Origin of the sequence: Paenibacillus elgii NBRC 100335 (genome assembly GCF_004000865.1) — a bacterium.
Classification (GTDB): Bacteria; Bacillota; Bacilli; order Paenibacillales; family NBRC-103111; genus Paenibacillus_G; species Paenibacillus_G elgii.
The window spans coordinates 1-19,980 of record NZ_BIMB01000071.1; the positions used below are offsets into that span (position 1 = coordinate 1).

Genomic DNA, 19,980 nt, shown 5'->3' on the forward strand with positions numbered 1-19,980 from the left:
GCATTGGGGCGAGCCCATCTTTTTTACTTTCCAACCATATTGCTCCTTTCCCTCCATGTTAACCCATGTTACAAGCATCCTCTGGACAAACTAATAAACGGCCCCTCCATCCCTTGGCCTGACACCCCGTTCCGGGTTCATTGGCACCGTTCTTGCTTGAATCCGGTTGAACAACTATGTGAAAGAAGGGATTCTCATGATTTATGTGCTGATGGCCGTCGTTCAGATTGCTTATGTCGCGCTCAACTCCTTCCGTGTCGTCCTGATGATCAAAGGAAAAAAATACTTGGCTTCCGCCATCAGCACGCTCGAAATTTTCATCTATATTTCCGGGTTGTCGCTGGTGCTGAATTACACGGAGTCTTCACTCGGGCTGATCGTATACAGCGTCAGCTTCGGCGCGGGCATTCTGCTCGGCATGTATATCGAGCAAAAAATCGCGCTCGGCTACATCGCGCTGCAGGTCGTCTCGGAATATGGCCGCGATTTGGCGCCGCCGCTGCGGGCCAAGGGCTACGGCGTCACCGTCTGGGCGGGCGAAGGGGCGCAGGGTATGCGCAGCCTGTATCTGATCGTCGCCAAGCGTAAAGAATACGGCGCGCTGCGGCGGACGGTCCTGGAGCTCGATCCGAAGGCGTTCCTGTTTTCGTATGAGCCGATGCAGTTTTCCGGCGGGTATTGGGCCAAAAAACTCGAATAAGGAAAAAAGGGAAAAAAATACGGTAAAACTTTCACCCGCAGGTGCTGTATAATAGATCACACATACGAATTTATTTACAAAGCGGGTGATCCGAATGTCATTGCGTCCCTCTCTAACCCAAGTGCAGACGTTGAAGGTTCATTTGACACCGCAGCTTAGACAATCCATTCAACTGTTACAGCTGTCTGCCACGGAATTATCGGAATATTTGCAGGAGCAAGCGGTGGAAAATCCGGTCCTCGACATCGAGTGGCTCCCCCCGTCGCGAAGACGGACCGCCGGGTCCGATACGGCGCGGCAGGACCATGCGCTGAACAACATCGGCGGGCAGGCTCCGACACTGGAGCAAATGCTGCTCGGCGAGCTTCGCCTGATCGGGCTGCCCGAGCCGACACACCGGATCGCATGTTATTTGGCAGGCAATTTGAACGAAAACGGTTATGTCACGATCTCGCCGGAAGAAGCGGGCGAAGTATTCGGTGTCTCGGCCGACGAGGTTTTGGAAGCGCTTTACAAACTGCAAGACGCTGCCCCGGCAGGCATCGGGGCGCGAAATTTGCAGGAGTGCCTGCTGCTGCAAATTCGCAGAGACCCCGGCGCGCATCCATGGGCGGAGCCGCTCGTCAGCCGCCATCTGGCCGATCTCGGCGCCGGACGGCACAAGACCATTGCGGATAAGCTCGGCATTCCGCTGGACGACGTTATGCAAGCGCTCGCATATGTCCGCAGCCTGCATCCCCGTCCGGGCCTGCTGTACGGCAGTACGCAGGCCGCCTATGTCGAACCGGACGCTTACATCGAATGCGTGCGGGGGCAGCTCGTGATCCGGATGAGCGAGGCTCATTTGCCGCGTCTCTCGCTGAACACGTCCTATCGGCAAATGCTTGCCGACAGCATGTGTAAAGATACGAAAAGCTACTTGCGCCAGCACGAGCAGGCCGCGCAATGGCTAATCCGCAGCGTGGAGCAGCGGAAACGGACGCTCTACCGCGTCGTTGAGTGCATCGTCTCGGAGCAGGCGGCGTTTTTTACAGAAGGCATCGACCGGCTGAAGCCCATGAACTTGAAGGCGGTAGCGGAAAAGCTGGAGCTTCACGAGTCGACGGTGAGCCGCGCCGTGCAGCACAAGGTCGTGCAGACGCCGCAGGGATTTTTCGAGCTGAGCTATTTTTTCTCGACGGGGCTGCAGACGGAGGAAGGCGACACGGCATCGGCCGCAAGCGTCAAGGCGAAGATCAAGCTGCTGATCGAGCAGGAGGATAAACGTAACCCGCTGTCCGACCAGAAGATTACCGATCTGCTCGTGCAGGAAGGGATTCGGATTTCGCGGCGGACGGTGATGAAATACCGGGAGGAGATGCACCTCTTGTCCTCCCGGCTGCGAACGCAGGCATGACCGGATCGCAATTAGTACGGCGGCTCGCCTGAGGAGCCGCCGTACTTGCGGATCAGGCGGGCGGCCTTCGTTTGGCTGATCTGCAAATGCTCGGCCACTCTGCGCGTGCTCCCCAGCTTCTGGTACGCGGCCGTGACAAGCTGCTTTTCGACCTCCGCCAGCGCATCGTCCAGCGCCGCAGGCAGCGAAGCGGACGGCGTTCTGGCCTTCGTATGCTGGAGCATGTGCTCCGGCAAGTCCGACGCTTCAATGACGGAATCGGTCGTGACGACCAGCTTCTCGATCAGATTTTCCAGCTGCCTTAGATTGCCCGGCCAGGAGTAAGCGGAGAAAATGTCCAGTGTCGCTTGCGAAATCAGCTGATTGACACCGTATTGCTTGTTGAACTTGTGCAGAAAATAATACGTCAGCGGAATAATGTCCTTCGTACGTTCGCGCAGCGGCGGAATTTTGATATCGATCACGTTGAGCCGGTAATACAAATCTTCCCGGAACTGCCGGTTTTGCACCATGTCGTACAAGTTCCGGTTCGTGGCCGCAATGATGCGGATGTCCACCTTTTTCGTTTCCCGGCCGCCAACCGGAATGAACTCATGGTCTTGGATCACCTGCAGCAGCTTCGCCTGGATTTTCGGCGAGATTTCCCCGACCTCGTCGAGAAACAGCGTACCGTTGTCCGCCGATTCGATCAGGCCGACCTTTCCGGTTTTGCTTGCACCGGTGAACGCGCCCTGCGCATAGCCGAACAGCTCCGATTCGAGCAGCTCTTCTGGAATCGCCGCGCAGTTGATCGTGAGGAGCGGGCCTTTTTTGCGGCGGCTCATTTTATGAATATATTTTGCAAGGACGCTCTTGCCCGTACCGGATTCGCCTTGAATCAGCACGGTCGAATCGACGCTTGCGATCTTTTTGCAAAATTTAATGACGCTCTCCATCTTCTCGCTGTTCGTGATTAAGTTCGCTTCCGGCGCATCCGGATCGGCGGGCTGTCCCGTCTGAGCGTCCTTGATTTCTAAACTCTTGTAATTTTGCAGCTCCTTGGAATTGATGACGACCAGCTCGATGTCGCCCGCCTGGTTCAGAATCGGCACCGCCGTCGTAATCAGTTCGCCGCCGAGGTATGTCGTTTGCTTCATCGTGACCGTCTTCTTCCGCTCGAATACGGGAGGAATAATGGAAGGCGTCCAATACCCTTCCTCGAACAGCTCCATCGTATTGCGGCCGATCACCTCGGCCGGCTTGAGTCCGTAATGCCGCTCACAGGCATGATTGACATAGACGATGCGCTGGCTGCCGTCGACGACGAAGATTTCATCCGAAGAGTTGTCCAATATTTTTTGCAGCGTGTCATGGCTGATCTGAATCGGTTCGATGGGCTGCGTCGGGTTTGACATTCGGTGTTCTCCTCCATTCGATTCGATTTTAATGAGTCGAAAATAACTCATTTGAGTCAAAAACGACTCAAAATTACGGCAGTTCTCACGAGGGACAGCAGGATTCCCCCTATTCCCGGGCTTTTTTGCGGTTGGCACGGAACTTGCTATATCTATAAGCGAAAGCGAAACGCCGACGGCGGCTTAGACTAAAGACGGCGATCGCTGAAGGCGGTACGGGTATATTATATCACCGCCATTTTGAAAGCGCTATCTTGGAGGCGCATGCAAGTTCCGCCAAGGCCAGATGCCGCGGCACAAAATCGCGGACAATCGAAAGGGGCTATCTGACATGACATTGCAGAAAACGACGGTTTCCCACACGAACGCTTTGCCTACGCTGCCTTATTACTTATACACGGACCCCCGCATTTTGGAGCTGGAGAAAGAAAAAATATTTTCGAAGGCATGGAATTACGTCGGACATACGAGTCAGGTGGCCAAGCCCGGCGATTACTTCACCTGCGAGGCCGCGGGCGAGCCGATTATCGTCGTCCGCGATCAGGACGGCACGCTGCGCGCCTTCTACAACGTCTGTCCGCACCGGGCCACGAAGCTGGAGAAGGAAGCGGCCGGACATAAAAAGATTTTGCAGTGCTCCTACCACGGCTGGACGTTCCAATTGAACGGTCAGCTTCATAAGGCCCCGAACTTTAAAGAGTCGGACGATTTCTGCAGCGGGGCTCACTGCTTGAAGTCCGTGCGGGTGGAGACGCAAGCCTCGCTCATCTTCGTCAATCTGGACGAGAACGCTGCGCCGCTGGCCGAAACCTACGCCGACTTTTTCGAAGACATCGGGCAGTTCGGGTTTCTCGGCAAGCTGAAGAAGCACGAGGTGAAGCAGCGGATCATCAAATGCAACTGGAAGGCGTTCATCGACAATTTCCTGGAGTGCGATCATTGTCCCATTGCCCACCCCAGCTTCGTAGCGACGCTGGACATGAGCAAATACAACATCATCAACGGTCCGTACTGCAACATTCAAGGCTCGTCGGTCAAGCAAAGCCGCAGCGATTACGACGACGCCGAAGTGAAGGAAGGCCGCTTCTATTGGATATGGCCGAACGTAATGTACACCGTCTATCCGGGGCCGGGCAACCTGTCTGCGATCCAGATGTTCCCGGTCGACCACGAGACGACGCTTGGCGTGTACACCGTATTTCTTGAAGGCGACGAGCCGACGGAGAAGCAAAAGGAGCTGCTCGCCTTCACCGATCAAGTGCGCAAGGAAGATGTGGAGATTGTCGAGCTGGAGCAGATCGGCTTCAAGTCCCGCGCGTTCAGTCAAGGCATCTGCTCCCCGACGGAGCATGGCGTGCATCACTTTGCGCAGCTGGTGCGGGAAGCTTTGGACCTGTAAGAGGAGAGTTCGCAAAACTTAGCCCATGCTTACGAAGTAATTTTGCTTCGCAAAACGAAGCCTATGCTTACGATGCAGTTTTGCTCCGCAAAACGAAGCCTATGCTTACGAAGCAGTTTTGCTCCGCAAAACTTTGAGGAGGGAGAGACATCGAATGATTGCTTTCAAAAACGTGTCCAAGACGTACAACGGCCATCAGATCATCAAGCAGCTGGACCTTAAAATACACGGCGGCGAATTGTTCGTCATGATCGGTCCAAGCGGCTGCGGCAAAACGACAACCATGAAAATGATTAACCGGCTCATCGAGCCGTCCTCCGGCACGATCGAGATTAACGGCCAGGATATCTCCAGGCAGGACCCGGTCGAGCTCCGGCGCGGCATCGGCTACGTCATCCAGCAGATCGGCTTATTCCCGCACATGACGATCGGACAAAACGTGGCGCTCGTCCCGAAGCTGAAAAAGATGGACCCCGCCGCCTACGAGAAGAAGGTCGACGAATTGCTCGACATGGTCGGACTGGACCCGAAGGTGTACAAGAACCGCTACCCGGCCCAGCTCAGCGGCGGCCAGCAGCAGCGGGTCGGCGTCATCCGGGCCTTGGCGGCCGATCCGCCGATCATCCTGATGGACGAGCCGTTCAGCGCGCTCGATCCGATCAGCCGCGAGCAGTTGCAGGACGAATTCGTCCGGCTGCAAAAAGCGATCCACAAGACGATCGTCTTCGTCACCCATGATATGGACGAGGCGCTCAAGATCGCGGACCGCATCTGTCTGATGCAGGGCGGCGTAGTCGTGCAGCTCGGAGAGCCCGCCGACATTTTGCACCGTCCTGCCAGTGATTTTGTAACCGATTTCATCGGCCCGAAGCGGTTAAAAACGCCGATTCAAAACACCAATCTTCCGCCGCAACCGAGCCACGACGTCATCCAGTTTCAGCCAGGAATGTCCTGACAAAAAAAAGGGGGACGGCAAGCATGAACGAGTTTCTCGCCTTTGTTGCCGAGCGATACGCCGATATTTTGGCGGTCATCTGGCAGCACCTGTATATTTCCGCGATAGCGGTAGGCGCCGGTTTTCTCGTGGCCGTACCGCTCGGTATCCTGCTGACTCGCAAGGAGAAAGCAAGCCATTACGTCATCGGCGTCGTGAACGTCATTCAGACCATTCCGAGCCTTGCGCTGCTCGGCTTCATGATTCCGCTCGTCGGCATCGGCACGTTTCCCGCCATTATGGCGCTATTCCTCTATTCGATCCTGCCGATGCTCCAGAACACGTATACGGGTATCCGGGAAGTCAATCCGGCTACCAAAGAAGCCGCAAGAGGCATGGGCATGACCGACCTGCAAATTTTGTTCCAAGTCGAGCTTCCGCTCGCCATCTCCGTTATTATGGGAGGCTTCCGAACAGCCGCGATTTACACGATCAGCTGGGCGACGCTCGCTTCGCTGATCGGCGGAGGCGGAATCGGGTACCTGGTGTTCACCGGGCTTACGAACTCCAATCAGGACATGCTCATTGCCGGCGCCGTGTCGGCCGCCATTCTCGCCGTGCTCGCGGATTTTATTACCAAACGTTTCCAACACCTGTGTACGCCCAAAGGGTTGCGCAAGCCTTAAAACTCATATGGGGGGATTCATCATGAAAAAGACGATGGGGCTTTTGCTGGCGCTGACGTTAACGGCCGGGCTGTTTGCAGGCTGTTCTTCCAAAGAAACGATCAAAATCGGCTCGCAATCGACCTCCGAGCAGATGATCATTGCGAATATGATCAAGCTCATGATGGAGGACCGGAAGCTGCAGGCGGAAATCGTGACGGGGCTCGGCTCCACGCCGGTTATCGTCAATGCGATGAAAAGCAACGAAATCCAGATTTCGGCCGTCCGCTACGTCGGTACGGACCTCACAGGTACGCTTGGCTTGAAGGAATTGCCTGCGGACAGCGCCGCGGCCCTCGCCATGGTGCAGAAAGGCATTCAGGAGAAATTCGATCAAACATGGTTCCCCTCCTATGGCTTTGAGAACACGTACGTATTCACCGTGAGGCAGGATTTGGCCGACCAATGGAAGCTGAACAAAGTATCCGATGTCGCTTCCCACGCCAAAGAGATGCGTCTGGGCACCGACAACGCCTGGCTGGAGCGGACGCTTGACGGCTACCCGGCCTTCAAGAAGGCGTACGGCCTCGAATTCGGCAAAACATCCCCGATGGAGATCGGACTCGTCTACAAAGCCGTCAGCAACAAAGACGTGGACATCGTGCTCGCGTACTCGACTGATGCGCGGCTCAAGGAATACAATCTGAAAACGCTGGAGGACGACAAGAAGTTTTTCCCGCCGTATCAGGCCTCCCCCGTCGTCCGCAACGATACGCTGAAGAAGCATCCCGAAATCAAGGAAATCATGGACAAGCTCGCGGGACAGATTGATACGAAAACGATGACCGAGCTCAACTATCAGGCCGATGTGAAAAAGGCGGAGCCGGAGCAAATCGCGAAGGACTTCCTGAAGCAAAAAGGATTACTGAAATCGTAAGGAGCGTGAAGCCTCATGCAAACGTTCGCCGGCGTCTTCGAGATGATGACAAGAGACTGGGATAAGCTCCTGAAGCTGACGCTGGAGCATCTGTATATGAGCCTGAGCGGCGTGCTGCTGGCGGCCGCCATCGGCGTCCCGCTTGCCGTCTTTATGACGCGCAACCGCAAAATCGCCCAAACGATTCAAGTACTCGTCAACATGGTGCAGACCATCCCTTCGATCGCGCTGCTGCTTATCGTCATGATCTTTTTCGGTCTCGGCTATACGACCGCCATCATCGCGCTGATCTGCTATTCGTTTCTGCCGATTATTCAGAATACGTACGAAGGACTGCGCAATGTGGACCCGCACCTGATCGAGGCCGGCAAAGGAATGGGCATGACCGACCTGCAGCTGCTCGTCAAAGTGAAGTTCCCGCTGGCGATGCCGGTCATGATGGCCGGATTCCGGGTCGCAACCGTGATCTCTATCGGAGTCGCAACGATCGCCACCTTCGTCGGCGCGGGCGGTCTCGGCGAGATGATCTACCGCGGTATCGCGACGACCGACGACGTCAAAGTTCTGGCCGGTTCCATCCCCGCGGCGCTGCTCGCCGTCAGCATCGATTTCCTGCTGCGGTGGATTGAGAAAAAAACGGGCTGCAACCTGCACAAAGCCAAATCACACTAACGAACGGGGGTTCGCTATGCAAACGGCAATCGCAAAACAAAAGCTGTTTATCGGAGGACAATGGGTGGAAACGGAAAACGTCCACCCCATCTACAATAAATATACGGGCGAGCTGTTCTCGCAGGTCTGCAAGGCCGGCGAGCGCGAGGTCTCCTTGGCCGTCGAGTCGGCGGAGCGCGCCTTTCGCGAGGTGCCGTTTACGCCGGAATACCGCTATACCGTGCTCTCCAAAGTATCCGTTCTGCTGCGGGAGCAAGCGGACGAGATCGCCCGGATCATCGCGCAGGAAGGCGGCAAGCCGATTACAGACGCCAAGGTGGAGGTCATCCGCTCGGCCAACACGTTCCTGCTCGCTGCCGAGGAAGCGAAGCATCTGAAGGGCGACATCGTCCCGACGCAGGCGACGCCCGGTGTCGGCAATCGCTTCATCTATACGATCAAGAAGCCGGTCGGCATCGTCTGCGCGATTACGCCGTTCAACTTCCCGCTCAATCTGGTGTCGCACAAGGTCGCCCCGGCGCTGGCTGCGGGTAACCCGATCGTGATCAAGCCCGCTTCCGATACCGCAGCGGTTGCGCTCAAGCTGTGCGAGCTGCTAGAACAGGCGGGTGTGCCTGCCGGGTACGTCCAATGCGTTGTCGGCGACGGCTCCACGGTCGGCGAGCAGCTCCTGCACGATCAGCGGATTACGTACTACACGTTCACCGGCTCCCCCGGCGTCGGCAAGCATATCAAGCAGACGATCGGCCTGCGAAAAGCGACGCTGGAGCTCGGCTCCAACTCGGCAACCATCGTCCACGAGGACGGCAATGTAGCAAAGGCCGCCGAACGGCTGGCCAAGATGGCATTCGCCCATGCCGGGCAAATCTGCATCTCCGTGCAGCGCATTTTTGTCCATAAGGACGTGGCGCAGCCGTTCATGAAGGCTTTTCTCGGCCATGTGGAGAAGCTCAAGGTCGGCGACCCGCTCGATCCCGCTACGGATGTCGGGCCGATGATCAGTGAGAAGGAAGCGCAGCGCATCGAGGCGTGGGTCAACGAAGCGGTGCGGGAAGGCGCCAACGTCTTAACCGGGGGAACGCGCCAAGGCAGTCTGTTCCAACCGACCGTCATCACGAACGCCTCCAAAGGCATGAAGGTCGTCGACGAAGAAGTGTTCGCTCCCGTCGTCACGGTAACGACATTCGATACGATCGAGGAAGCGATCCGTCTGGTCAACGACTCCAAGTACGGGCTGCAAGCAGGCATTTACACAAGCAGCCTCTCCTTGTCTTATCAAATTCCGCACCTGCTCGAAGTGGGCGGCGTTATCATCAACGATACCTGCTGCTTCCGCGCGGACCAAATGCCGTACGGCGGGGTCAAGGAAAGCGGCATCGGACGGGAAGGCCCAGCCTACGCTATCGAGGAAATGCTCGAAACCGTAACCGTCGTCGTCAATCTGGACGAATAGCCGCGGACGAAGAGGAAGGGATGGGATCATTATCATGAAAACGTATCGGATTGCGGTGATACCCGGCGACGGGATCGGTCCCGAAGTGATCGCCGAAGGCGTCAAGGTGCTGAACCGGGCAGCGGAGCTCGACGGCTCCTTTCGCTTCGAGTTCGTCACCTTTCCTTGGGGCTGCGAATATTACGCGAAGCACGGCAAAATGATGGACGACGACGGCATGGAGAAGCTGCGTTCGTTCGACGCCATTTATTTGGGTGCGGTCGGCTATCCCGGCGTTCCGGACCATATTTCGCTGTGGGGCCTGCTGCTGCGCATCCGCAAGGAATTCGATCAATACGTCAACATCCGTCCGATTCAACTGCTGGACGGAGCCCCTTGCCCGCTCAAAGACGCCTCCAAAGCAGACATCGACATGCTCGTTATCCGTGAGAACAGCGAGGGCGAATACGCGGGCGCCGGAGACTGGCTGTTCAAAGGCAAGCCGGAGGAAGTCGTTCTGCAAACCGGCGTGTTCTCGCGCAAAGGGACGGAGCGCATTATCCGGTACGCCTACGAAACCGCCCGCCGGTTGAACAAATCGCTGACCAGCGTCAGCAAAGGCAACGCCTTGAACTATTCGATGGTGTTCTGGGACCAAGTATTCGAAGAGGTCGGCCGGGAATACCCCGACGTCAAAACGTACTCGTATCTGGTCGACGCCGCGGCGATGTTCATGATCAAGCAGCCGCAGCGATTCGAGGTCGTCGTCACGTCGAACCTGTTCGGCGATATTCTGACCGACCTCGGAGCGGCTATCGCCGGCGGGCTCGGCCTGGCCGCAGGCGCGAATGTGAACCCCGATCGCACGTATCCGTCGATGTTCGAGCCGATCCACGGGTCGGCGCCCGACATCGCCGGACGCGGAATCGCGAATCCGCTTGCGGCCGTTTGGTCGGCCTGCCAGCTGCTCGATTTTCTCGGTCAGGAGCGCTGGGGCAAAGCCGTGCTGCAAGCCGTAGAGCAGGTAATGGTCGAGCGTGTGGCGCTGACGCCGGATATGGGCGGCACCGCCTCCACCTCGGAGGTTGGCGACCGGGTTATTTCCACGCTGGCTGCGTCAGTAGCGGCGAAATAACCCGACCGAGGCCGGACAAAATCGGCCTCAGCTTGTCCGATCGCTGCATTAGCGGAACTGCAAGTGCGCTATTGGATGCGGATTTGCCTATCTGTACGAAATTGAGAATCTGTAGTGCGCTAACGCCCTCATTTTGGGGAATATGAACATTTTTCGACACGGTTAAATGATTGCAGTTCCGCTATACCCCGTAGCCGCTTCGAATGCTCCATTTAACGCATCGTGCTTCCTCTATTTGACTCCGAGGATAAATTCCAGAAATATCCCTACAACTAATTTCGACGCGAAACGGTTTCTTAACAAGTTCTAGGCGGTCCAAACGGGCCGCTTTTTTATGTCCACGGAAACCGGTCCCGCAGCGTCCGCCTCTCCCACTATTTGCCTAAGCCTCAATCCATTCCACAGCCGCCCGCCTCTCCCTGCGATTTGGCCCCCTTGCCCGCGTGCAGTATAATGGTATATACGAAATGACATTACCATAGCTGCCCAACTTTATCCAAGAGGTGAATCCGATGAGTCAACAACCGACCGAGCTGGCCACGTTTGCCGGTGGCTGCTTCTGGTGCATGGTCAAGCCGTTCGACGAGCTGCCCGGCATCGTTAAGATCGAATCCGGGTATACGGGCGGTCATAAGGAAAATCCGACGTATCAGGAAGTATGCTCCGAAACGACCGGACATTTGGAAGCCGTGCAAATTACGTTCGAGCCGGCCGTCTTCCCTTATGAAGATTTGCTTCAACTGTTCTGGCAGCAGATCGACCCGACAGACGCGGGTGGACAGTTCCACGACCGGGGGGAGTCTTACCAGACGGCCATCTTCTACCATACGGAGGAGCAGAAGCAGAAAGCGGAAGCGTCCAAGCGGGAGCTTGATGCCAGCGGCCGCTTCGACCGTCCGATTGTAACGCCGATCCTTCCCGCCTCCGTTTTCTACCCTGCGGAGGACTACCATCAGGATTTCTATAAAACCAATCCGATGCGCTACAACTCGTACCGCAAGGCGTCGGGACGCGACGATTTCATCAAGCGCCATTGGAATACGCCAGCTGACAAAGCGAAGCTGAAAGACAAGCTGACGCCGATGCAGTGGGAAATAACGCAAATGAATGGCACCGAGCCTCCGTTCCGCAACGAATTCTGGGATCATAAGGAAGATGGGCTCTACGTCGATATCGTCTCGGGCGAGCCGTTGTTCAGCTCCTTGGACAAGTTCGACTCCGGCTGCGGCTGGCCGAGCTTCACGAAGCCCGTCGTACCGGCCCTTGTGCAGGAAAAACCCGACTACACCCACGGCATGATCCGTACAGAGGTCCGCAGCCGCAAAGCCGACTCGCACCTGGGCCATGTTTTTCCGGACGGCCCCAAAGATCAAGGCGGATTGCGCTACTGCATCAACTCCGCGTCGCTCCGCTTTATTCCGAAGGCCGAGCTGGAGAAGGAAGGCTACGGAGAGTTCCTGTCTTTGTTTGAGCAGGAAAAATAACCCTGCCAAAGGCCATTGAGAGGAGCTGCAACCTTGTTTAAATACCGCATTGATTCGCAATTGGAACTGAAGCTGCTTGAACCGGGGGATGCCGGAGAGCTGTTCCGGCTGACGGATGATAACCGCGCCTATCTGCGGGAATGGATGCCCTGGATCGACATGACGCAGACAGAGGAGGACAGCCGCGGATTCATCGAATCCGCCCGGCACAAGTGGGCCAAGGGCGAAGGGATTACCGCGGGCATTGTTGCGGAGGGAAAGCTTTGCGGAGTGATCGACCATCATTCGCTCAACTGGCTGAACCGCAAGACGGCCATCGGCTATTGGCTGGCCGCCTCCGCTCAGGGCCGGGGGATCATGACCCGTGCCTGCCGTGCAATGATCGATTACGCATTCGTAGAGCTGAAGCTGCACCGGGTCGAGATTATGGCGGGAACCGGGAATACCAAAAGCCGCGCCATTCCCGAGCGGCTCGGCTTTACGCTGGAAGGCGTCGCCCGCGACGGTCAGAAGCTGTACGACCGCTACATCGATTTGGCCGTGTACAGCCTGCTTGCGGACGAATGGGGCGCACAGAGCCCGGACGGCAGCCGACGATAAACTCTTTTAAGAAAACGGAGCGCTTCCACGATTCAAACCGTGGGAGCGCTCCGTTTTCTAATCGGCTATGATCGTCCTGTTCTTCCCTGCTTCCTTGGCTTGATACAAAGCATGGTCGGCTCGTTGAAACAACATTTCGGTGGATTCGGCATGGGATGGGTAGTGAGCGATGCCCAGTGAGACCGTCAGCGGGATTCCAAGGGGATTCTCCCGTGTTTCAAATGTTATACGAACCCGTTCCGCCGTGATCCAGGCATCCGGCACGGTCGTAAACGGAAGAAGCAGGACGAATTCTTCTCCGCCATAGCGGCAGCATACGTCATTGGAACGCACGGACGAAGTGAGGATGCGGGCCAAATGCTTCAATACTTCGTCGCCCGCCTGATGACCGTAGGTATCGTTGATCGACTTGAAACGGTCGATATCCATCATGATAAGGGCGAAAGGCTGCTGCTTTTCCGTCCATTGCGACATGATGGATTCAAACGTTCTTCGATTCGTTAACCCCGTTAAAGAATCGGTCATGGCGGCATGCGTCAATTGATCGGTCTGTTTCTGCAAATCGCTTAATGCCAGCGTTATCGTCTGGGTCAATAAGTCGGCTTCCCGGTTCCAATGATGCTTGATGTCCGGAAGAACGATTTTTTCGCCTCTCCCCAATTTACCGGCCAGGTTAGCCAGGGATACGAACGGACGGGCCAAGCGCCGGGCAAGCCATATGGCGGTGATCATCAATACGATAAACGGTGCCAGAGTATAGACGAGGATCGTTCGGATATAACTGTCCAATTCCTCGTATACGACGCTGATGGGAGATTGCACGATGACGCCCCAGCCGTTTTCCGGAACGGGAGAATAACCGGCCAAAAAGATGATTCCTCGGGAGTTGGGCGCCTGGTCATACCCGCTTTCGCCCCGAAGTACCTTTTGTACGACGGGATTTGCACTGTTATCGGCCCCGATCCGGGATTTGTCCGGATGGTACAATAAATGACCACTGGAGCTCACGATGTAAAAGTACGATCCGTCGCCATCGATGTTATGCTTGCCAAACATCGTATTCAATATATTGTTTTCCTGCAAATAAAGGCTGCCTCCGATAAACCCCCGATATACTCCGTCTTTGTCGTACAGCGGTTCGCTCATAAAAACGATGCGACGCCCGGTAGACGAGGTGTAGGGCTTGGACATATACGGCTTTCTTGATGCCAGCGCTTCTTTGGCAGCTTCCGCGGTGATGTGCTGCCCCACCGTGCCGACAGAAGACGGAGCTACGCTGCGGACGAGACCCGTTTCATCTACGACGGCGATGGAGTTGAAAAAATTGCCGCTGAGCCGCAGCATTTCAAGCTGCTTTTGCAGCTCCTGCTCATTCGATAGATGATTTACCGAAATATAGGCGCCGGTGTATTTCAATCCGGCCCGCATCGATTTGAATAAGGAATCGATGGACTGGCTCATTTTGGCCGCAGCCGAGTGGTTCAAGGCGAATCTCGTTTCGAATAACGACTGCTTATTGGAATGATAGGACGCCAGAAGCAGAATCGTCAAAGTAAGCGCGACGGAAAGGGAAACCAGCCCTATTAAAAGCTTAGCAAGACTGATCTTCTTCTTTTTCGTAACGTCAATCCCGCACAGCCTGGAAATGGCATTCGCCTCCTCAATTCCCAAGTAACTTCCCCCATAATTCGACATCATTCGTCATAATCCTTTTCGCCGCCTGGCCTAGACTAAAAAGAATCCAAGCCGTCAATCGATGTCGGAGATTGCCCTCCGCCCTCCCATTTGCCCCGCCACATTTCCGCCCCTTCCTTCATCAAGTTGCCATACTTTCTTCAACAGTTCACCATAATTGTGTGAAAAAAATCACATGTAATGGGGTAAGATTGAACCAAGCAACCTATGGTTCATGTTTCTTGGGAGAGGTGATGATCCGTTGGAGCCTTACAAAAAGCATGAAAAGCGTCTGATGATCCTTATGTTCATCGTCGGGTTCGTCATGCTGCTTGCTTTTTTCAGGAGATTGTTTGCTTAAATCAATCCGGCTACGCCTGAAGGAGATGACGTCTTATGCAATACGATCCGGTATTTTTCAGTCGAATGCTAACCGAACTGACGCTGTCGTTCCACATCATCTTCGCTACGATTGGCGTCGGCGTTCCGGTCATGATCGCGCTCGCCGAATGGCGCGGCATCCGGACAAACGATCCGCACTACTTGCTGCTAGCCCGCCGCTGGACGCGCGGCTTCGTCATCACGGTCGCCGTAGGCGTCGTCACGGGGACCGCCATCGGCCTCCAGCTCAGTCTGCTGTGGCCAAGCTTTATGAAGATCGCCGGGCAGGCGATTGCGCTGCCGTTGTTTTTGGAGACATTCGCCTTTTTTATCGAAGCGATTTTCCTCGGCATCTACCTGTATACATGGGATCGGTTCAAAAAGAAGACAACCCACCTGCTGCTGATGATCCCGATCGTGATCGGGTCGTCCGCTTCCGCCTTCTTCATCACGACGCTTAACGCATTTATGAATACACCGCGCGGGTTTACCTTGGAGAATGGCGTCATCAAGAACCTGCAGCCGCTGGTTGCGATGTTCAATCCGGCGACGCCGACGAAAGTATCCCACGTGCTCGCTTCGTCTTACACGACGTGCGCCTTGATTCTGGCCGCTATCGCCGCCTGGCAGCTGCTGCGCGGCAAAGATCACGTCTATCACAAAAAAGCGCTGAAGCTGACGATGACCGCCGCATTCGTGTTTGCGATCAGCACCGCAGCAATCGGCGACTTGTCCGGCAAGTTTCTGGCCAAGTATCAGCCGGAGAAGCTTGCTGCGGCCGAATGGCATTTCGAGACGGAGACGCATGCGCCGCTCATTCTTGGCGGAGCCTTGGACGAAAACAACGAAGTCAAATACGGCATCTCCATTCCGTATATGCTCAGCGTGCTCGCGCATAACGACCCGGGAGGCAAAGTCATCGGCCTGAACGATTTTCCGAAGGACGAATGGCCGCCGCTCGTGATTCACTACCTGTTCAATCTCAAAATCGCCAGCGGCATGTTTCTGGTGCTCGTCGGACTTCTGTACTTATTCCGGCGCAGACTCAGCCGAACCTTGGAAGCGCCGCGCTGGCTGCTGCGCATGATTGTCGTCGCGGGCCCGCTCGCGATGCTGACGATCGAGGTTGGCTGGTTTTTCGCGGAGCTGGGCCGACAGCCCTGGATACTCCGCGGCTTCATGAAAGTATCCGATGCGGCCACCACGTCGGACCATGTCGATATGATGCTTGTCCTGTTCTGTTTCCTGTATCTCCTGCTCGGCTTCACGGTCGTACGCGTGCTCGGCAAGCTGTTCCGCAAGCATGACGTCTTCGAGGAAATGATCATGCTCGGCATCGAGAAAGGAGGCCGCCGTCCATGAGCTACGAGTTGCTTGGCATTACCGTCCTGTGGACGTTTCTGTACGGCTATCTCATCGTCGCTTCCATCGATTTCGGCGCAGGGTTTTTCAGCTACTACAGCGTCATCACCGGGCAACAAAATAAAATTCATAAGATCATTCAACGCTACCTGTCCCCGGTATGGGAAGTCACGAACGTATTCCTGATCTTCTTCGTCGTCGGAATTGTCGGCTTCTTCCCGCACACGGCGTATTACTACGGCACGGCACTGCTGATCCCGGGCAGTGTGGCGGTCATTCTGCTCGCCCTGCGCGGCTCGTACTATGCGTTCAGCACCTACGGCAGCAAAGAAAACCGCGGGTACATGCTGCTGTACGGAGCGACGGGGCTGCTGATCCCCGCTTCGCTCTCGACGGTGCTGACCATCTCGGAAGGCGGCTTCATCGAAGAGCGCGGCGGCGAAGTGCTGTTTCTGTGGCCCAAACTGCTCGCAAGTCCCTATTCGTGGAGCGTCGTGCTGCTGGCCATCGTCAGCGTGCTGTACATCTCCGCGATGTTCCTGACGTACTACGCGGCGAAAGCAAGAGACGGGAATGCGCTGGAGGTCGTGCGCGGCTACGCCCTGCTCTGGAGCGGCCCGACCATCCTGTCGAGCTTTCTGGTGTTCCTGGGCATCCGAACCCAGAATCCGCGGCATTTTGAGAACATGCTCGATCTGTACTGGATGTTTACCGCTTCCTTCCTGTGCTTCCTGATTGCCGTCTATTTCGTCTGGAAGCGCCGAAATTACGGATGGGCGTTCGTCTTGGTCATGCTGCAATTTGCTTTCGCATTCTACGGGTACGGAGCGGCGCATCTGCCTTATGTGTTATACCCGTACATTAACATCTACGGCGGCTTCACGAACGAAACGATGGCTCTTACGCTCGTCGTCGCTTTTATCGCCGGCTTGCTCGTGCTGATCCCGTCGATGTGGCTGCTGCTGCGGCTCTTCCTGTTCGATGCGGGGTATGTTCAAGGCCAGAAGAAAGGATGAAGATCCATGGAGCATTTCATGATCATGTACCTCCCGCCCCTTATTGTGGCGGCCTCGCTTGCGTTCATGTTCATCTGGAGCGGCAAAGCTCAAGACAAAGGGTTTAAATAGCCCCCGAAACAAGTCAAAAATCCCGTCCTGCAGCGGATAACCGCACAGAACGGGATTTTTCACATGGACCGCACCTCTTCTGCGGACGTCTTACCAGAAACCACCGCCAAATCCAAACGGACCGCCGCCAAACCCGAACGGGCCAAAGCCGCCAAATCCGCCGAAGGCGAATGGAGACGTTCCGATGGCGAGAAGATCGAACAGAACGAGCGGGAGAATCGCGGACGTCTTCACCTGCTTGCCATTGCGGGTGGAAACCATCAATTGATTACCATTAATACGCACCAGCTTGCCTTCTACGACCGTCCCGTCTTTCTTGACCGCATAAATCTTCTTGCCTACCAGTTTGGCGACATCCTGCTTGCTGACATTTGGCATATGCGCACACCTCCGAATAGTAGCGTCGGGCCGTGGCCCTTATAGATTAGGTAGAACGCTATATACTACGGGATGGACACCGGGGATGCTTGTATAAATGCCCCGCCGTCCAGGCAAGATGTGCCATCGTCCTGTCCTGCGTTTGCAGGTGCCGCCGCTCCGTTAGCCTCGGCGCAGACGGCCAAGCTCCGTTGTAATCGCTTCGATTTCGCTGATGCTGAATTGATTCTTCCCGGCCACCATCTCATAAATGTCGCGCAGCTCTTCGTACTGCTCGTCATTGAGTTGGGAAGCCTTCAACGCGGCACCGGAAGCCATCCGCAGCTTTTTCTTAATTTCTTCAATCATAAATTCCGTGTTTTCAAACGTGTTCGTCGTTAAATCCACCGGGGTCACCCTTTCGTACGCCTTTCGTTCTCCCTTTCATTGTACCATGTTTTGTAGGGGCATGCCCGGTGTAATATAATGGGGACGGACCTGCATCCCCGAACAAAAACCGAAGGAGGCTTTGTCATGATTCACACGCTCCATTTGCATACGAAGCAGCGCGACGAAATGATCGAAATTACCCGTTTGATACACGATCTGTTGAAGCAGGAACAGCTGGAAGAGGGACTTGCCGTCATTTATTGTCCCCATACGACGGCCGGCATTACCATTCAAGAAAATGCGGATCCCGATGTCCGCCACGACGTGCTGATGCGGCTCGATGAAGTATACCCTTGGACGCATCCGAAGTACCGTCATGCCGAGGGGAACACCGCCTCGCATCTGAAGGCGATAACGACGGGGTCCTCCCAAACCGTGCTTGTGGCCGGCTCGCGATTGGTGCTGGGCCGCTGGCAGGGCATTTACTTCTGCGAATTTGACGGGCCCCGCGAGCGCTCTTGCCTTGTAAAATTCATTCGGGGGTAAAGAATAAAGCGAGGAAGCGACAACGCATTAGTGTAATGAAGCATAAGGGTGAAAAAAATTTACCTATTCGGTAACGTGTTACCCCTGCAGTCCTTCGCACAAATATTTGACGTGCTGCTCTGCCAGCTTTCGAACATCCTGATACGCTTGGTTGTAATGAATGTTATACGAGATGAAGCCGTGCATAGACATAAACAAGCTCCAGGGCAAGCTGTACATTTTCTTCTCGTTCCCCGGCTGACGGGAGACGACGGACCGGACAACCGCGGCGAACAGATCGAGGCATTGCGATTGCTCTTCCCGGGAGTACCGCAGCAGTTCCGGATCTTTGATCATGAACATAATCTCGTAATGATGCGGATTGTCCAGCCCGAAGCGGATGAACTCATGCATCAGCTTCTCCAGCTGTCCGATATCCCCGAGACGGGACCGGTTTAGCATGTCTTTTTGGCGCTCCAGCAGCATTTTGAAATCTTCGTTGACCAGCGCATAGAACAGCTCCGCTTTTTCGCTGAAATGGTAATACAATGCTCCGTGGCTGTAACCCATCGACTTTGCGATGCTTCGCATGGTTAAAGCGTGATAACCGTGTTCGATAAAAAGCTGCCGCGCTTCTTCCAAAATGCGCGTCCGGCTTAGTTCTTGTGCAACTGCTTTTCTTGCCAAGTGCCTCCCTCATTTCTATGCGTGATTTATACTAAAAGCCGCCGGCTTCCGCTTCACGGAAGCTCGGCATGCTCTACGTAACGTTCTTCTCCGTGGATGATCGTTCCTTGACCCTGGGTCAAATCTGTCATCCATGCGGCAAATGTATCCGCTTCCTCAACTAAAGGCAAGCAGCTCAGCGTCACCTTGTCGGTGAAAACGGTCTCGCCCATCATCATGCCGCGGTTCCGCAGCTCGTTCTCTACCTTGCCGAGCCACGTATAATCGACTTCCACCAGCACTTCCCGGTGGAGCACCTTGTACACCTGCTCCGCCGCGGCAAGCCCGGTGACCGCCCCGTCGGTATAGGCGCGAATCAAACCGCCCGCTCCCAGCATAATGCCCCCGAAATAACGGGTCACGACGACGACGACGTTTTTCAGGCCTTGATTTTTGATCACTTCGAGGATCGGCTTCCCCGCCGTCCCGCTCGGCTCCCCATCGTCGGACGCTTTCTGAATCTCATCGCGTTCTCCGATCATGTAAGCCGAGCAGTTATGCGTGGCGGACCAATGCTCCTTCTTGATGCTCTCAATGAATGCAACGGCTTCTTCCTCGGTCTCGACCGGCTTCGCAAACCCGATAAACCGGGATTTCTTAATGACGATCTCCGCCGAGCCGAATCGCTTAACCGTTCTGTACCGCGTTAACATAGACGTTTCCTGGCGCCTCCTTATCAGGCCGTAGCCT

The 19,980-nt window shown here is 55.6% G+C and carries 20 protein-coding genes and 1 pseudogene; 15 read left to right on the forward strand and 6 right to left on the reverse strand.

Going from position 1 to position 19,980, the window contains the following annotated elements:
• Nucleotides 1-196: 196 nt before the first annotated feature.
• Nucleotides 197-700, forward strand: coding sequence for a DUF2179 domain-containing protein (locus tag PEL01S_RS31345; RefSeq protein WP_010494623.1), 504 nt, complete (start codon nt 197-199; stop codon nt 698-700).
• A 94-nt stretch (nt 701-794) separates the two neighbouring features.
• Nucleotides 795-2,096, forward strand: coding sequence for an RNA polymerase factor sigma-54 (gene rpoN, locus PEL01S_RS31350; protein ID WP_127463014.1), 1,302 nt, complete (start codon nt 795-797; stop codon nt 2,094-2,096).
• Nucleotides 2,097-2,107: 11 nt separating this feature from the next.
• On the opposite strand, the gene PEL01S_RS31355 is transcribed toward rpoN, so the two are convergent.
• Complete coding sequence (locus PEL01S_RS31355; RefSeq protein ID WP_127463015.1) at nt 2,108-3,490, reverse strand: sigma-54 interaction domain-containing protein; 1,383 nt, start codon at nt 3,488-3,490, stop codon at nt 2,108-2,110.
• A gap of 331 nt (nt 3,491-3,821) precedes the next feature.
• Between PEL01S_RS31355 and PEL01S_RS31360 the strand changes: the two genes are divergently transcribed.
• The 9 genes and pseudogenes from PEL01S_RS31360 (at nt 3,822) to PEL01S_RS31400 (ending at nt 12,748) form a co-directional block, all read left to right on the forward strand.
• Nucleotides 3,822-4,889 (forward strand): aromatic ring-hydroxylating oxygenase subunit alpha, encoded by a 1,068-nt coding sequence (locus PEL01S_RS31360; RefSeq protein WP_127463016.1) that lies wholly within the window; start codon nt 3,822-3,824, stop codon nt 4,887-4,889.
• Between the two features lie 154 nt (nt 4,890-5,043).
• Nucleotides 5,044-5,796, forward strand: a pseudogene (locus PEL01S_RS31365) (ABC transporter ATP-binding protein); the annotation flags it as partial.
• Between the two features lie 71 nt (nt 5,797-5,867).
• Nucleotides 5,868-6,509, forward strand: a complete 642-nt coding sequence (locus PEL01S_RS31370) for an ABC transporter permease (RefSeq protein ID WP_127463018.1) — start codon at nt 5,868-5,870, stop codon at nt 6,507-6,509.
• Nucleotides 6,510-6,531: 22 nt separating this feature from the next.
• Nucleotides 6,532-7,425, forward strand: coding sequence for an osmoprotectant ABC transporter substrate-binding protein (locus PEL01S_RS31375; RefSeq protein ID WP_174807038.1), 894 nt, complete (start codon nt 6,532-6,534; stop codon nt 7,423-7,425).
• A gap of 15 nt (nt 7,426-7,440) precedes the next feature.
• Nucleotides 7,441-8,097 carry an ABC transporter permease gene (locus PEL01S_RS31380; protein ID WP_108530847.1) on the forward strand — a complete coding sequence of 219 codons (657 nt, stop codon included), beginning with the start codon at nt 7,441-7,443 and terminating at the stop codon, nt 8,095-8,097.
• A gap of 16 nt (nt 8,098-8,113) precedes the next feature.
• Nucleotides 8,114-9,550: an aldehyde dehydrogenase family protein gene (locus PEL01S_RS31385; protein ID WP_127463020.1), complete on the forward strand. Its 1,437-nt coding sequence runs from the start codon at nt 8,114-8,116 to the stop codon at nt 9,548-9,550.
• Between the two features lie 34 nt (nt 9,551-9,584).
• The gene (locus PEL01S_RS31390) at nt 9,585-10,664 is read left to right on the forward strand and encodes a tartrate dehydrogenase (RefSeq protein WP_204343581.1); all 1,080 of its coding nucleotides are present in this window, start codon (nt 9,585-9,587) and stop codon (nt 10,662-10,664) included.
• A gap of 512 nt (nt 10,665-11,176) precedes the next feature.
• Nucleotides 11,177-12,148: a peptide-methionine (S)-S-oxide reductase MsrA gene (msrA, locus tag PEL01S_RS31395; RefSeq protein WP_127463022.1), complete on the forward strand. Its 972-nt coding sequence runs from the start codon at nt 11,177-11,179 to the stop codon at nt 12,146-12,148.
• A gap of 33 nt (nt 12,149-12,181) precedes the next feature.
• Nucleotides 12,182-12,748, forward strand: a complete 567-nt coding sequence (locus PEL01S_RS31400) for a GNAT family N-acetyltransferase (RefSeq protein ID WP_127463023.1) — start codon at nt 12,182-12,184, stop codon at nt 12,746-12,748.
• Between the two features lie 57 nt (nt 12,749-12,805).
• Here the strand turns inward: PEL01S_RS31400 and PEL01S_RS31405 are convergent, their stop codons facing one another.
• Entirely contained in the window at nt 12,806-14,419 is a 1,614-nt protein-coding gene (locus tag PEL01S_RS31405; RefSeq protein ID WP_127463024.1) for a sensor domain-containing diguanylate cyclase, read from the reverse strand.
• 399 nt (nt 14,420-14,818) lie between these two features.
• Between PEL01S_RS31405 and PEL01S_RS31410 the strand changes: the two genes are divergently transcribed.
• The 3 genes from PEL01S_RS31410 to cydS are packed head-to-tail and all read left to right on the forward strand — an operon-like array spanning nt 14,819 to nt 17,292.
• Nucleotides 14,819-16,165 carry a cytochrome ubiquinol oxidase subunit I gene (locus tag PEL01S_RS31410; protein WP_127463025.1) on the forward strand — a complete coding sequence of 449 codons (1,347 nt, stop codon included), beginning with the start codon at nt 14,819-14,821 and terminating at the stop codon, nt 16,163-16,165.
• Nucleotides 16,162-17,181 carry a cytochrome d ubiquinol oxidase subunit II gene (locus tag PEL01S_RS31415; protein WP_127463026.1) on the forward strand — a complete coding sequence of 340 codons (1,020 nt, stop codon included), beginning with the start codon at nt 16,162-16,164 and terminating at the stop codon, nt 17,179-17,181. The genes PEL01S_RS31410 and PEL01S_RS31415 overlap by 4 nt, the downstream gene beginning before the upstream one ends.
• A gap of 6 nt (nt 17,182-17,187) precedes the next feature.
• Nucleotides 17,188-17,292, forward strand: a complete 105-nt coding sequence (gene cydS / locus PEL01S_RS35780) for a cytochrome bd oxidase small subunit CydS family protein (protein WP_010494598.1) — start codon at nt 17,188-17,190, stop codon at nt 17,290-17,292.
• Between the two features lie 90 nt (nt 17,293-17,382).
• Here the strand turns inward: cydS and PEL01S_RS31420 are convergent, their stop codons facing one another.
• Both PEL01S_RS31420 and PEL01S_RS31425 read right to left on the reverse strand, forming a co-directional pair.
• Nucleotides 17,383-17,670 carry a hypothetical protein gene (locus tag PEL01S_RS31420; protein WP_063188375.1) on the reverse strand — a complete coding sequence of 96 codons (288 nt, stop codon included), beginning with the start codon at nt 17,668-17,670 and terminating at the stop codon, nt 17,383-17,385.
• A 162-nt stretch (nt 17,671-17,832) separates the two neighbouring features.
• A complete protein-coding gene (locus tag PEL01S_RS31425) occupies nt 17,833-18,057 on the reverse strand; it encodes a DUF1128 domain-containing protein (protein WP_063188532.1) in 225 nt (74 codons plus the stop codon).
• 126 nt (nt 18,058-18,183) lie between these two features.
• On the opposite strand from PEL01S_RS31425, the gene PEL01S_RS31430 reads away from it, so the two are divergent.
• Nucleotides 18,184-18,585 (forward strand): secondary thiamine-phosphate synthase enzyme YjbQ, encoded by a 402-nt coding sequence (locus PEL01S_RS31430; RefSeq protein WP_010494594.1) that lies wholly within the window; start codon nt 18,184-18,186, stop codon nt 18,583-18,585.
• 78 nt (nt 18,586-18,663) lie between these two features.
• On the opposite strand, the gene PEL01S_RS31435 is transcribed toward PEL01S_RS31430, so the two are convergent.
• Both PEL01S_RS31435 and PEL01S_RS31440 read right to left on the reverse strand, forming a co-directional pair.
• A complete protein-coding gene (locus PEL01S_RS31435; RefSeq protein WP_127463027.1) occupies nt 18,664-19,251 on the reverse strand; it encodes a TetR/AcrR family transcriptional regulator in 588 nt (195 codons plus the stop codon).
• Between the two features lie 53 nt (nt 19,252-19,304).
• A complete protein-coding gene (locus PEL01S_RS31440) occupies nt 19,305-19,943 on the reverse strand; it encodes a YigZ family protein (protein WP_036675094.1) in 639 nt (212 codons plus the stop codon).
• Between the last annotated feature and the right edge of the window lie 37 nt (nt 19,944-19,980).

Excerpts from the sequence above, each read along its gene's own strand:
- PEL01S_RS31345 (WP_010494623.1), top strand. The coding sequence starts at position 197 with ATGATTTATGTGCTGATGGCCGTCGTTCAGATTGCTTATGTCGCGCTC.
- rpoN (WP_127463014.1), top strand. The coding sequence starts at position 795 with ATGTCATTGCGTCCCTCTCTAACCCAAGTGCAGACGTTGAAGGTTCAT.
- PEL01S_RS31355 (WP_127463015.1), bottom strand. The coding sequence starts at position 3,490 with ATGTCAAACCCGACGCAGCCCATCGAACCGATTCAGATCAGCCATGAC.
- PEL01S_RS31360 (WP_127463016.1), top strand. The coding sequence starts at position 3,822 with ATGACATTGCAGAAAACGACGGTTTCCCACACGAACGCTTTGCCTACG.
- PEL01S_RS31370 (WP_127463018.1), top strand. The coding sequence starts at position 5,868 with ATGAACGAGTTTCTCGCCTTTGTTGCCGAGCGATACGCCGATATTTTG.
- PEL01S_RS31375 (WP_174807038.1), top strand. The coding sequence starts at position 6,532 with ATGAAAAAGACGATGGGGCTTTTGCTGGCGCTGACGTTAACGGCCGGG.
- PEL01S_RS31380 (WP_108530847.1), top strand. The coding sequence starts at position 7,441 with ATGCAAACGTTCGCCGGCGTCTTCGAGATGATGACAAGAGACTGGGAT.
- PEL01S_RS31385 (WP_127463020.1), top strand. The coding sequence starts at position 8,114 with ATGCAAACGGCAATCGCAAAACAAAAGCTGTTTATCGGAGGACAATGG.
- PEL01S_RS31390 (WP_204343581.1), top strand. The coding sequence starts at position 9,585 with ATGAAAACGTATCGGATTGCGGTGATACCCGGCGACGGGATCGGTCCC.
- msrA (WP_127463022.1), top strand. The coding sequence starts at position 11,177 with ATGAGTCAACAACCGACCGAGCTGGCCACGTTTGCCGGTGGCTGCTTC.
- PEL01S_RS31410 (WP_127463025.1), top strand. The coding sequence starts at position 14,819 with ATGCAATACGATCCGGTATTTTTCAGTCGAATGCTAACCGAACTGACG.
- PEL01S_RS31415 (WP_127463026.1), top strand. The coding sequence starts at position 16,162 with ATGAGCTACGAGTTGCTTGGCATTACCGTCCTGTGGACGTTTCTGTAC.
- cydS (WP_010494598.1), top strand. The coding sequence starts at position 17,188 with ATGGAGCATTTCATGATCATGTACCTCCCGCCCCTTATTGTGGCGGCC.
- PEL01S_RS31420 (WP_063188375.1), bottom strand. The coding sequence starts at position 17,670 with ATGCCAAATGTCAGCAAGCAGGATGTCGCCAAACTGGTAGGCAAGAAG.
- PEL01S_RS31430 (WP_010494594.1), top strand. The coding sequence starts at position 18,184 with ATGATTCACACGCTCCATTTGCATACGAAGCAGCGCGACGAAATGATC.
- PEL01S_RS31440 (WP_036675094.1), bottom strand. The coding sequence starts at position 19,943 with ATGTTAACGCGGTACAGAACGGTTAAGCGATTCGGCTCGGCGGAGATC.